Source organism: Kitasatospora sp. NPDC002543 (assembly GCF_053594915.1).
Genome location: NZ_JBSFWR010000158.1, coordinates 1 through 12,401 on the forward strand (window position 1 = coordinate 1; position 12,401 = coordinate 12,401).

Sequence of the window (12,401 nt, forward strand, 5' to 3'; positions counted from 1 at the left end):
GCCAATGCTCCGCAGTGGCTCCCTCCTCCGCCTTGCGATGCACGCACCCCAACGCCGCACGCTGATCCGACGCCAATTGTCAGACACGCCCTAGCGCGAACCGGCCGACTCGATGAGCGCGCTGGTGACGATCGTCAGCGTGGCCGGCGCGTCGGTCGCGGGGTAGCCGTCCACCTCGCCGCTCTGGGTGCCGCGCACCGACCACACGAACGCGACCGCGCCCTTGTCGTCCACCACGCGCTGCTGCAGCGTGAACGTGGCGTCAGGGAACGCGGCGCGGATCCTGGCGATCAGCTGGCGGGTCTCGTCCGCGCCCGTGGCGCGGTACCGCCGGGGCACGCTCTGCCGTTCTTCTGTTGCCATCACAGGTCTCCTGTCGGGGTTGCGGGCACCGCACCGCCGGTCGGCGATGCGACGTGCAGGGCGCGGAGCGCCGTCGCCGTGGTGAACAGCCGCCGCCAGTCCTCGGCGACGATGTCGAGGCCCGCGATCGATTCCGTCCACGACGTCTGTTCCCAGGGCTCGGTCAGTTGTGGCCGGGGCACCCGGAGGATCGGCTCGACGGGCCAGCTCCCGTCCGGTCGCTGGTGTTCCACCAGCCACCGGATGCCGCGGGCCAGGGCCGCCCGGAGGGCCGGGCGGTCGGCTCGGAGTGATGCTGTGAGCAGTTCGCCCAGCGTCTGGACGGCCAGCGCGGTGGCGAAGGCGGCGCACGCGCGGTCCGGCGCGTGCGCCCAGCCCCCGTCCGGGCGCTGGGCGCGCAGCAGCCACCCGGCGGCTCCCGCCCGGGCCGTCGCCGCCCCGGGCAGGTCGGTACGGCGGCTCAGCTCTCCGATCGCCTGTAGCGCACGGCACGTGGTGTAGAGCCCGCCTGTCCACCAGTAGGCCTCCCAGTTGCCCTCCGGGCGCTGCTGCTCCAGGAGTCGGCGCACGGCCCGCAGCGCCGCGCTCCGCTCCCGGGCGCCGTCCAGACCGGCCAGCAGCAGCGCCACCACGGCGGTCACGCACGGGTGCGAGGAGGTCCAACCGCGCAGGTCGCCGGCATCGGAGTGGAACCGGACGAGCCAGGGCTCCGGGTCCACGATGGTGGTGAACCCGCCGTCGGGCCGCTGCGTCGACAGCAGCCAGTCCAGCGCCGGCCGCCACCGCTGCGGTTCCGGCGCGCCGACCCGGGTCAGGAACAGCAGGGCGTTCGCCGTGGAGTCGACGTCCACCGGCCACTGGCCGTTGTAGCCCCACCCGGCTCCCGGAACGCGGTTGGCGACGAGCCAATCGGACGCCTTCGCAAGGGAGTTCACCGGATTCGCGGGGGCTGGGGCGTTCGCCGCGGTCGGGGCGTCGGCCGCCGTGCCGACGGTCGCCAGATTCCAGCCGACGTAGCCGGTGACCCAGGCGGTGCTCTGCTGGCCGAGCAGCAGGAAGTCGCCCCAGCGACCGGCCGGATCCTGTTCCCGCCGCAGGTAGCCGGCCGCCGCCGCGAGGGCGCCGGCGATCGCTTCGGCGGTGGATGCGGTCACGGCGGCGCCGGGGGCGGTGCCGGGCCGGGCCGCCGGACGGCCACCGCGGCCCGCGGCGGCGCGCGCCCGGGCCAGCCCGTCCCGGCGCATCCTGTCGAGGTCCGCGCGCAGCCGGCGGACGGACTCGGAGATGCCGATGAGCCGCTCCACCCAGCCCGCGGGCGGCAGGTCGGTCACCGCGGCCAGCGCACGGCCCAGCTGCACGGCGGCCTCGTCGAGGGTGTGCTCGGCGAGGCCGCCGTAGTGGAGGCGGCGGGCCGCGTCGGCGACCAGCTCGCCGCGGGCGGCACGGCTCGCCGCGGGCGTCAGGCCAAGCTCTGCGAGCAGCCGGGGGACGAGCTGCGAGGGGTGGCCGTGCAGGAAGTCCTCCTTCCAGTCGACGCATTCGCGGTATCGGGCGAGCCCGGCGTACAGGCGGCTCTGCGACTCGGTCACCGGTCCGACGGGATCCGGTGTCCCGGCCAGTGCGGCGAACGCCTCGGTGGTGGTGTGCGCGAGCTCCGCCCCGGCGCCGGCGGGATCCCACGGGCGGAGGTAGCCGGTGGTGAGCGACTGCCAGAGGGACTCCCGGCCCGGCAGGTCGTCCGCCAACTGCCGGACGGCGAAGCGACGCAGGGACGCGCACTCGCGGTCGACCCGGGCCGGTGGGCTCTGGCCCCGGCTCTGGCGGAACCGCAGGAAGCGGGCCGCGCCGCCCGCCCGCGCGGCCAGCGCCACCCGTCGGGCCGCGCCCATCGGAACGGTCGCGAAGTACTCGTACAGCAGGAACGGCGCGTGGTCGAAGAGCGCCCCGGGGAGCGGCTGCGCCGGGTCCCACGGGCGGTCCTCGCGGCCGGGCAGGCCCGCCCACCGCTCGGCGAACTCCCGGTCGGTCTCACGGGTCTCCATCAGCAGCAGTGTCACGCTCGCCTCCGTCCCAGGGCTTGTCTCGCGCGGCTCATCGGATCAGGTCGCGGCGTCGGGGTACGCGCATCGCAGGGCGGGTCCCCGGAGCACCGGCGACCGACGACGACGCGGCGAGGTGCGTGTCCTGGGGCACCTCCCGGCCGAAGGCCGGGGGAGCGTCGCGCACCCGGCAAGGATCCACAGGATCCGCCTCAGGCCACGGACTCGGCGCGGTAGGCGCGGAGCAGCACGTCGGGGGCCTGGGCGCCGCCCGGCCCGGATCCCTTCACCAGCCGGTGCCCGAGGTACCGGCCGACCGCCGGCGGCACCCAGCCCGGCACCCCGCCCGACGGCTCCGGGCGGCCCGGCCGCCACGGCTCGGGCGGCTCGTCGAGGCCGAGCGCCAGCAGGCCGTCCAGCCACGGGCGGTGCTGGTCGAGCCAGTCCAATTCGGCGGCGGAGACGCCGAGGTGCTCGGCCAGACCGTACTGCGGGAGGGCCCGGCGCGAGGCCGCGATCGCCAGACCGACCTGGCACAGGGCCTCGCCCGTGGTGCGCGCCGGGCCGGCGGCCGCCAGGCTCCGGAACTGTTCCGCCAGCACCGCGGGCCCGGGTGTGCGCGGCTCCCGGTGGGCGTCGAGCCAGGGCCGCCAGGACGCCGCCACCGGTGTCGCGGGTGTCCGCCGGTCGCCCCGCCAGGCATCCGCCCCGACTTCCGCCGTCGGCCCGGCCGGGGCACCGTGCGGAGCGGTGGCGGGCGGCACGGTCGGCAGGTCGAGGCCGAGCGAGGGGCCCGCGATCCGCTGCCGGGTGGTCCGGATGGCGGCGTGCCAGCTCCCCTCGGGGACCCGGTCGGCCGCGCCCTCGGCACGGTCCAGGTGGCCGAGCGCCAGCGCGCGGACCTCCTCGACCACGCCCTCCCTGGCGAGCAGCTCCGCCACCTCGGACACCGGGGGCCGCTCGGCCGACTCCACCCGCTGCTGCCAGCCGGCCCGCAGGAACGCCACCGTGAGGGGGTAGGAGTAGTGCCCGCGCCGGTAGTCGATCCGCCAGTCCGCCAGGTCGTCGGCGAGTTGGAAGGCCACGTAGTGGGCGTCGTGGGAGGCCTCCAGCCCGGCCAGCGGCCGCTCGTCCCCGCCGAGTACGGCGAGGGCCGCGAGGCAGCCCTTGGCGATCGCGGACTTGCCCGCGTAGACGAGCTCCAACTCGTCCGTGGAGTACGGCTGGAGCAGGCCGCGGTGCCGGGCCTCCTCGCGCAGCACCGCCTGGCAGAAGTGCCCGAAGTAGCGGTCGAAGTGGTCCCAGAACGGGCTTGCGGGCGGCAGCAGCGCGTACAGCCCGTGCAGCGCCTCGCGCTGGAGGAGGCCGCCCAGCAGCAGGCCGCCCCCGGTGCGGGCGGAGGGGCGGTCCAGGACCTCGTCCAGGGCCAGCACGTAGTCGAAGAGGTACGAGCCGCTGACGGACAGCGCCCGGAGCTGCGCCAGCGAGACGCGGGGGAAGGCGGTGTAGAACAGCAGAGGGTAGGTGTAGAAGACCCGGGGGTCGACACCGGTGGCGATCCGCCGTTCGGACGGCAGGCCGGCGGTCGCCGGCAGGCCGTCCACCTGCAGCAGGCGGGCGACCCGGCGCCGCAGCGGTCGCCGGGCCTCCTCCACCACGGCGTTGTCGCCCCGCCAGCCGACGTGCCGTTCGACCCGCACCCCGCCGTTCGGCCGTTCGGCTACCACCGGCCCGAGACGACCGTCGTGACGACCGTGGTGACGCCGCTCGCCTGGGCCTCGGCCTCGACCCGCGACTCCAGCTCGACGAGCCCCAGCTCGCCGACCGGAAGGTCCTCGAACGGGACCTCCTCGAACGCCAGCTCCTCGAACGGCAGGTCGCCGACGGGCTTGCCGCGCTCCGCCGCCACGTCTCCGGCCATCATGTTCTCCTTCGTCTCGGTGCACCGGTCTCCCGTGCACGACTTCGGTCGGCGGGCCGCGGCCGGGCGGATCCGCCCGGCCGGGGCCCGGTCACCCGGCGACGGTGCCGACCGGCTCCCGCCGCAGCCCCAGCGCCGTCACGTGGCGCTCGGTCAGATGGTGCTTCGCGGCGAACGCGCGCCGCTGCGAGGTGTTGCGGATGACCAGCTCCGGACGGGACAGCAACTGACGGACCGGGTCGCGGATCTCCAGCCGGTCCCCGGGCCGGACCAGCGGGTCGGCGGTGCGCGGGACCGAAACCTCCAGGAAGGCGTAGCCGCGGCCCCGGGACGCCGTCAGGTTCACGAACAGCAGGTCGGACGCTACGCGCTCCACGTCGAGGCCGCCACCGGTGCGCAGCGCGGAGCTCAGTTCCCGGACGTCGTGCTCGAAGGCCCGGAACACCGTCGCGTCCTCGGTCAGCCGGCGCTGCAGGGCGTACCGCAGTTCGACGTACGCCATGAGGTCGCGCAGGACCGGGGCGGACGGTCCGAGCCCGTCCAGGACCTCGGCCGCCAGGTACCGGCACAGGTCCGGGACGAACCCGTAGAGGTAGTAGTCCGGCCGGAGCTGCTCCGGACCGACGTGCCGGTGCTGCCAGCGCGTCCAGCCGGTCAACACCTGACGCAGGTCCGCGCCGGCGGTGCGCAGCCCGATGAACAGCGTCGGGCAGGTGTAGGTGGCGGCGGAGATCGCCTTGGCCAGGTCGCGGTCGAGGTGCGGCGTCGGGATGTGGTAGAAGCTCGGGAAGATGTCGGGGTGGCGGGTGACCGTCGCGATCTCCTCCTCGTCCAGCAGGAAGAGCGAGATGTCGGAGCTGTGCCCGTCGAAGCGGAGTTCCTCGCGGTGCTCCTCGTACAGCGGACTGCCCACCAGCGGTGCCAGCAGGTGCATCTGCGCCTGGGTGTCCGGCGAGAGCTCCAGGACGTCGAGCGCGAGGTCGAGCGAGGCGATCGCGTCCTCGGTGGTCTCCTCCGGGAAGCCGACGATCAGGGAGGCGGTGCAGGAGATCCCGTGGTCGGTGCCGGAGCGGACGACCGGCAGGACGGCGTCCGTGCGCAGCCGCTTGCGCACCAGTGGCTGCATCCGCTGGGATCCGGTCTCGATCCCGAAGAACATCCCGCGGCAGCCGGCGGCGGCCATGGTGGCCAGGAGCTCGTCGTCCACCCGGTCGGTCCGCGCGCTGCACGCCCACTCGAAGCCGTGCCCGCCGTCGAGCAGGGCTTCGCAGAACGCCAGGACCCACCGTCGGTCGACGGTCAGCATGTCGTGCACCAGGTCGAACCGGGTGAATCCGTGGGCGTCCCGCAGGTGCCGCATCTCGGTGATCAGCCGGGCCGGCGACTTGATCCGGTATTCGCGGTTGAAGAACACGTTGGTCGAGCAGAACGTGCACCCGTACGGGCAGCCGCGGCCCGCCTCCACCGGTGCGAGGTCCTGCGGGGTCCGCTCGAACGGGTACAGGTCGTAGGCGGGGAAGGGCAGTTCGTCCAGGTCGTGCAGCAGGGGGGCGGCGGGTTCGCGCACCGGGCCGCCGTCCGTCCCCCGCCAGGTGGTGCCGGCCACGCCGGCCAGGTCGTCGCCCGCCGCCCACCGGTCGAGCACCCGGACGAGGGACCGGTCCGCCTCGTTGCGCACGACCGCGTCGATCCAGCCGAACTCGCGCAGGGTCGCGACGTCCACCACGGACGCCTGCGGGCCGCCGAGCAGGATCCGCACGCCGGGATCCAGCTCGCGGCACTGCCGGGCCAGCGCCAGGGTCTGAGGGTAGGAGTTGCACATCGTGGTGAGGCCGACGACCTCGGGCCGGGACTCGCAGATGAGCTCCGCCACCTCCCGGTGGAACTCCGGCCCGTCACCCACCCGGCCCTCCAGCAGCGCGAGCGTCGGATCCACCACCACCGGTTCGTGTCCGCTGCGCCGGGCCACCGCGGCCAGCCCGAGGAGGTTCAGCGGCACGTACGGCGAGGGGACCTTGCCGAAGTGCCAGTCGGCGTTGAAGCACGTCACGAGAGCCAGTCGCATCCTCGGCCCACCACACCCTGTCCCGGCCCGGGGGACCGTCGCTGCCGTCGCGTCGAAGAGTCATCCAATCCATCCGCGCACGATGTGCCAGCGGCCACGCCGCCGCTGCTCGGGCGGAGTACCCCGCCCGGCCGTACCGCCGTGGCCGAGGGGGGCCGACCGGGCGGATGACGCGATCGGGGCCCGTCACGCTCTCAGGAGAGTGACGGGCCCCGACGCAGACCCGTCCGGCGGGCGCCTAGCATCCCGAGGGACCACGGCGGGCAGCGGGAGGGCCGATTCACCGGTGGTTCATGAGGCCGCTCTCGTAGGCGGCGATGACGAGCTGGGCACGGTCCCGGGCGCCGAGCTTGGCGAGGAGTCTGCTGACGTGGAACTTGACGGTGGAGTGCGACAGGTGCAGTTCGTCGGCGATCTCCGTGTTGGACATGCCGTTCGCGATCAGGACGAGAACCTCGCGTTCCCGGTCGGTGATCTCGTCGAGGCGGCGGTTCGCTCCGACCGCCACCTGGGGACGCCTGGTGAACTCGGCCACCAGTTTCCGGGTCACGCGGGGGGAGAGCAGGGCCTCGCCGTCCGCGATGACGCCGATGGCCGTGAGGAGGTCCTCCGGCGGGGTGTCCTTCAGCAGGAAGCCGCTGGCGCCCGCGTGGAGCGCGGTGAACACGTAGCGGTCGAGGTCGAAGGTGGTGAGGATCAGGATCCGCACCGGTGGTGGGTCGTCGCCGCCGAGCAGTCGCCGGGTGGCCTCGATCCCGTCCATTCCGGGCATCTGGATGTCCATCAGGGCGACGTCGGGCCGTTCCCGTCGGACGACCTCGACCGCCTCGGCTCCGTCGCCGGCCTCGCCGACCACCGTGAGGCCCGGCGTGGTGTCGACGAGGACTCGGAAGCCGGCGCGGACGAGGGCCTGGTCGTCGCAGATCACCACCCGCACGTCCCCGCTCACGCCGATTCCCCCGTGGGGAACCGGGCCCAGACGCGGAAGCCACCGAGCGGAAGGTGGCCGGCGGCGAAGTCGCCGCCGGAGAGCGCGACCCGTTCCCGCATGCCGATCAGGCCGTGACCGACCTGGCCGCCAGGGCTGTCGGGCGCGACGGCGGGGCCGGGGCGGCCGGGCGGACCGGCGCGGTCGCGGCCCTCGTCGGTCACCTCGATCTCGATGCCGTCCGGGTGGTAGCTGACCTGGGCCCGGGCGCGGGCGGTCGCAGAGTGCTTGACGGAGTTGGTCAGCGCCTCCTGGACTATCCGGTAGCCGGCCAGGTCGATCGACGGCGGGAGCTGCCGGGCGGCGCCTCTGATCCGCAGCTCGACCTGGAGCCCGGTGCGGCCGGTCTGCTCGATCAGTGAGGGGAGGTCGCTCAGTCCGGGTTTCGCCAGGTCCGAGGCGGCCGCCGCGTCGGCGGTGGGTGGTTCCTCCCGCAGCACGTCGAGCAGGGCCCGCACTTCGCGCAGAGCCGTGCGGCTGACGGTCTCGATCGCGGTCAGCGCCTTGGCGGCCTCGTCGGGGTGTCCGGCGATGACGTGGCGGCCGACGCCGGCCTGCACGGCTATCACGCTCATGCTGTGGGCCATCACGTCGTGCAACTCGCGGGCGATGCGCAGACGTTCCTCGATGGCCGTCCGTTGCGCCTCCTCGATGCGGGCCTGCGCCTGGCGTTCCGCCTGGGCCCGCAGCCCGGCGTCGTGGGCCCGCTGTGACCTGATCATCATGCCGGCCGCCCAGAAGGCCACGATCGGCGCGCTCTGTCCCAACCACATCGCGGCCCACGCGGTGTCGAGGAGAACCGGGCCGCGGCCCATCGCCATACCGGCGCCGACGACGGCCTCGGCGAGCACCAGGCCGACCAGGGCCCGGCACCGCGGCTGGGAGAGCGCGAACTGGTAGAGGCAGAACGCGACGGCCAGCGAAGGGAACTTGACGAACCCGTAGGCCGCCATCGTGGCGTACGTCGCCAGCGACACCCCGAGGGCCGACCGGGGCCACAGCCGTTTGGCCGCCACCGCGCAGGCCAGCAAGGTCAACAGCGAGTACCAGCCCCGGAGCGAGAGTCCGGCGGTGGCGAGCTGGGCGTCGGTGGGACGCCCCCACAGCAGGAGCGCGATGCCGACCGCGGCGTCCAGCCCGACGAGTTGGACGCGGGTCAGCCGTTTGGTGAGCGGGGGCCGAAGGTGCACGTCCTGACAGTATGCGCGGGCGCGTGGGCGGGCCATCCGTCTGCGGTCGCATCTTCGGACCTGTACCTGCGGCCAGGTGCGCACACGGTGTCCGGGCCCGGGGCCCGGACACCGACTCCGTGCCGCGGCCTGATCCGGTGGACAGGCCGCGACCGCCATCGTGGAAAGCCGTCCGACACCTGACGGCCTTCGAAGGATGGAGCACCCGCATGACCCTCGACCGAGCACCCGCCCCGGATCAAGCACCGGGGTCCGGCCGGGCACCGGCTCGCGTGCCCGAGCCCGCCGCCCGCGGCGAGAAGATCACCAAGATCCACGGCACGGGTGACGCGAAGGTCACGGCGCTGGACGCGATCGACATCGAGATCGAGGGCGGCGCGTTCACCGCGATCATGGGCCCGTCCGGCTCGGGCAAGTCGACCCTGATGCACTGTCTGGCGGGCCTGGACTCAGTGGACGGCGGCCGGATCTGGATCGGCGACACCGAGCTCACCGCGCTGCGCGAGCGCGAGCTCACCGAGCTGCGCCGCGACCGGATCGGCTTCGTCTTCCAGTCGTTCAACCTCATCCCGGCCTTGTCCGCCCTGGAGAACATCACCCTGCCCATGGCGATCGCGGGCCGCACGCCCGACCGGGCCTGGCTCAACGAGATCGTGGTGACCTTCGGCCTGGCGGACCGGCTGCACCACCGGCCCTCGGAACTGTCCGGCGGGCAGCAGCAGCGGGTCGCCTGTGCTCGAGCCCTCGCGGGCCGGCCGGGGATCGTGTTCGCCGACGAGCCCACGGGGAACCTGGACTCCGAGGCCGGGAGCGAGGTGCTGCGGCTGCTGCGCCGGAGCGTGGACGAGCTCGAACAGACCGTCGTCATGGTGACCCACGACCCGACCGCCGCGGCGTTCGCCGACCGCGTGGTCTTCCTCGCCGACGGCCGGGTGGCCGGCGAGCTGCGGTCCCCGACCGCCGAAGCCGTCCTGCGGCGGATGCGCCGAGGCGGGGGGCAGCACGGATGCTGAAGGTGGCGCTGCGCGGCATCCTCGCGCACAAGGGACGACTGGCGATGTCCTGCCTCGCCGTGGTGCTCTCGGTGGCCTTCGTCACCGGCACGATGATCTTCATCGGCACGGTCAACGGGGCCTTGGACGACGCTGCGGCGGCGAGCGCCCCGGACGCCACCGTCACCGCCCCGCTGCCGGCGGGCACGGGGCCGGCCGAGGCCGGCGACGCGGTGCAGCGGGCCGTGGTCGGTGAGGGCGGCACGCTGCCGGACGCCGACACCCTGGTCGGGACGGTGCGCGCCGTGCCGGGCGTGGCGGCGGCCTACCCCGACGTCACGGTCGACACCGCGACGCTGACCGACTCGCAGGGCAAGGCGATCGACGCGGGCGGCGGGATGTCCGGCTTCGGCGCCAAGAGCAGCATCCCCGTACTGGCAGGCAACTGGGTCGACTCCGACCGGTCGCCGGTGCGGCTCGCCGGCGGCCGTGCCCCGCAGGGCCCTGACGAGGCCGTGCTCGACCGCATCTCGGCCGACCGCGCCCACGTGCGGATCGGGGACACGATCCGGGTGGTCGCCGTCCCCGGCACGTTCGAGGCCAGGGTCACCGGCATCGCCGACTTCAAGGCCGCCGGCCAGGGCAACACCCGCATCTACGTCGACACCGCCACCGCCCGGCAGCGGCTGCTCGGCAAACCCGGCGCGGCCACCTCGATCCGGGTGGACGCGGCCGCCGGTGTGACACCCGCCGATCTCCGTCGCGGCCTGGCCGCCGCCCTGGGCGGCGCGGTCCACGTCCAGGCCAAGGATCCGACCGCCGTGAGCCCGGACAACGGGGCCGGTCAGACCACTGACTTCCTCGGCACGGTGATGACGGGCTTCGCGGTGGTGGCCGTCCTGGTCGGCGTGCTCCTCATCTTCAACACCTTCTCGATGCTGGTCGGGGCCCGGACCCGCGAGCTCGGCCTGCTGCGTGCGATCGGCGCGAGCCGCCGGCAGGTGAACCGGTCCGTCCTGCTCGAAGCACTGGCCCTCGGCCTCGTGGGCTCCACCCTCGGCATCGGTACCGGGATCGGGCTGGCCGTCGGACTGCACGCGGCGATGCCCTCCTTCGGCCTCGACCTGGGCCCGACCCCGCTGGTCGTCGGGCCCGCTTCCGTGCTGGTCGGCTACGCCGTCGGCACCGCGGCCACGTTGGCCGCGGGGGTGATCCCGGCGCGGCGCGCGGGACGCGTCCCGCCGATGGCCGCCCTCCGCGAGGCTGCCGCGCCGAGCACCCGGCCCGGCCGGGCCCGCACGCTGACCGGCGCGGCGCTGCTGCCGGCCGGGGCCGGTCTGCTGATCGCGGGCCATGCCGGGACGGTGCCGGGCATGTTGCTGATGTCGATCGCCTTCTTCCCGCTCGGGCCCGCTCTTGTCCGCGGCGTCGTCCCGGTCCTGACGGCCGCCTTCCCACGGCTCTTCGGGCCGATCGGCGCGATCGCCGTCGGGAACACGCTGCGCAACCCGCGCCGCACCGCCGCCACCTCTGCCGCGCTGATGATCGGTATCTGCGTGGCAACGACGATGGCCGTCTCGGCGGCCTCCGCCTCGGACTCCATGGCGGCTCGCACCGACCGGATGCTCGGCGCGGACTTCATCGTCAGCGGACAGCAGGCGCAGGCGCAGTTCGGACCCGAGGCCGCCGCGGCGGCGCGGCGGGTACCGGGAATCGGCGAGGTCGTCAGGGAACGGATCACCAAGGCCACGCTCACCGCCGGAGCGACCACGCTGTCCACCACCGTCTACGGCGACGAGCCCGGCTTCCCCACCGCGATGCACGAGACCTACACAGCGGGCGATCCGCGAACCGCGCTCACCCGCGGCCAGATCGTCCTCGTGGACGCCATGGCCGAGCGGCTCGGCGTCGGGATCGGCGACCAGGTCACCCTCGCCGGACCGGGCAGCCCCCCGGTGACCCTGACGATCGGCGCCGTTCAACGCCAAGAACCGCCCGGCATGTCGATGGGCCGGGTACGACTCGCGCCCAGCGTCGGACTCGACGTCCTGTCCGCCCTGGCTCCCACCGCCTCCGACACCACCCTGTTCGCCTTCACGGCCCGCGGCGCGGACCCGACAGCGGTCGGGAAGGCGCTCACCACGGCGCTGGCCGGGTACCCACAGCTGGCCGTGCAGGACCGGGCGGCCTACAAGGCATCCGTCCGGAGCAGCGCCGACCGGATGCTCTCGATGGCGTACGGGCTGCTGGCCCTCGCGGTCGTCATCGCGGTGCTGGGCGTGGCCAACACGATGGCCATGTCGGTCGGGGAACGGACGCGCGAGATCGGCATGCTGCGCGCGGTCGGCGCCTCACGCCGCGAAGTCCGCCGGATGGTCCGCCTGGAGTCGGTCGTGATCACCGCGCTGGGGGCGCTGTCAGGCGTGTCGCTCGGCATCGCCTGGGGGATCGCCCTCCACCGCATGGCGGGTGAGGGCCAGACCGTCCTGTCAGTGCCCTGGATCACCCTCGCGGAACTGACGGCGGCCGCCGTGATCGCCGGCCTCCTCGCGGCGCTGGCCCCGGCTGCGCGGGCGGTTCGCCTCGACATCCCGTCCGCGCTGGCCGCGGACTAGGGACGCGCTGCGTTCCCGCTCGGCGAAGACCGTGCGGAACGCCCCCCGGGTGAGCCCGTCCCCGGCGGCCGTCACGCCGCCGGAGCCGTGGGCGGCCGGACACGAACGGGTCTTCGGGAGTTCGTGGCCGCCGGCCGCTCATGGCGGCGACCCGGCCGAGGCGGGCGCGTCGGTGACCCGCGCGCCCGCCGGGCGGCCCCGCCACCGGTCCAGGTTGGTGGACGGGTG

The 12,401-nt window shown here is 74.3% G+C and carries 9 protein-coding genes; 2 read left to right on the forward strand and 7 right to left on the reverse strand.

Annotated elements, in window-relative coordinates; all coding sequences use genetic code 11:
• Nucleotides 1-90: 90 nt before the first annotated feature.
• The 7 genes from ACWD4P_RS36200 to ACWD4P_RS36230 form a co-directional block, all read right to left on the reverse strand.
• Nucleotides 91-363, reverse strand: coding sequence for an ester cyclase (locus ACWD4P_RS36200; protein WP_359828754.1), 273 nt, complete (start codon nt 361-363; stop codon nt 91-93).
• The gene (locus tag ACWD4P_RS36205; protein WP_449782551.1) at nt 363-2,420 is read right to left on the reverse strand and encodes a hypothetical protein; all 2,058 of its coding nucleotides are present in this window, start codon (nt 2,418-2,420) and stop codon (nt 363-365) included. Before ACWD4P_RS36205 ends, ACWD4P_RS36200 begins: the two co-directional genes overlap by 1 nt.
• Before the next feature lie 194 nt (nt 2,421-2,614).
• Complete coding sequence (locus ACWD4P_RS36210) at nt 2,615-4,129, reverse strand: hypothetical protein (RefSeq protein ID WP_449782552.1); 1,515 nt, start codon at nt 4,127-4,129, stop codon at nt 2,615-2,617.
• Nucleotides 4,123-4,323: a hypothetical protein gene (locus tag ACWD4P_RS36215; protein WP_380356405.1), complete on the reverse strand. Its 201-nt coding sequence runs from the start codon at nt 4,321-4,323 to the stop codon at nt 4,123-4,125. The genes ACWD4P_RS36210 and ACWD4P_RS36215 overlap by 7 nt, the downstream gene beginning before the upstream one ends.
• A 91-nt stretch (nt 4,324-4,414) precedes the next feature.
• Complete coding sequence (locus ACWD4P_RS36220) at nt 4,415-6,388, reverse strand: B12-binding domain-containing radical SAM protein (RefSeq protein WP_449782553.1); 1,974 nt, start codon at nt 6,386-6,388, stop codon at nt 4,415-4,417.
• A 280-nt stretch (nt 6,389-6,668) separates the two neighbouring features.
• The gene (locus tag ACWD4P_RS36225; protein WP_359829664.1) at nt 6,669-7,337 is read right to left on the reverse strand and encodes a response regulator transcription factor; all 669 of its coding nucleotides are present in this window, start codon (nt 7,335-7,337) and stop codon (nt 6,669-6,671) included.
• Nucleotides 7,334-8,566, reverse strand: coding sequence for a sensor histidine kinase (locus ACWD4P_RS36230; protein WP_449782554.1), 1,233 nt, complete (start codon nt 8,564-8,566; stop codon nt 7,334-7,336). The genes ACWD4P_RS36225 and ACWD4P_RS36230 overlap by 4 nt, the downstream gene beginning before the upstream one ends.
• 209 nt (nt 8,567-8,775) lie before the next feature.
• Between ACWD4P_RS36230 and ACWD4P_RS36235 the strand changes: the two genes are divergently transcribed.
• Together ACWD4P_RS36235 and ACWD4P_RS36240 are read left to right on the forward strand one after the other, a co-directional pair.
• Nucleotides 8,776-9,579: an ABC transporter ATP-binding protein gene (locus tag ACWD4P_RS36235; RefSeq protein ID WP_449782555.1), complete on the forward strand. Its 804-nt coding sequence runs from the start codon at nt 8,776-8,778 to the stop codon at nt 9,577-9,579.
• Complete coding sequence (locus ACWD4P_RS36240; protein ID WP_449782556.1) at nt 9,573-12,173, forward strand: ABC transporter permease; 2,601 nt, start codon at nt 9,573-9,575, stop codon at nt 12,171-12,173. Before ACWD4P_RS36235 ends, ACWD4P_RS36240 begins: the two co-directional genes overlap by 7 nt.
• Nucleotides 12,174-12,401: the final 228 nt, after the last annotated feature.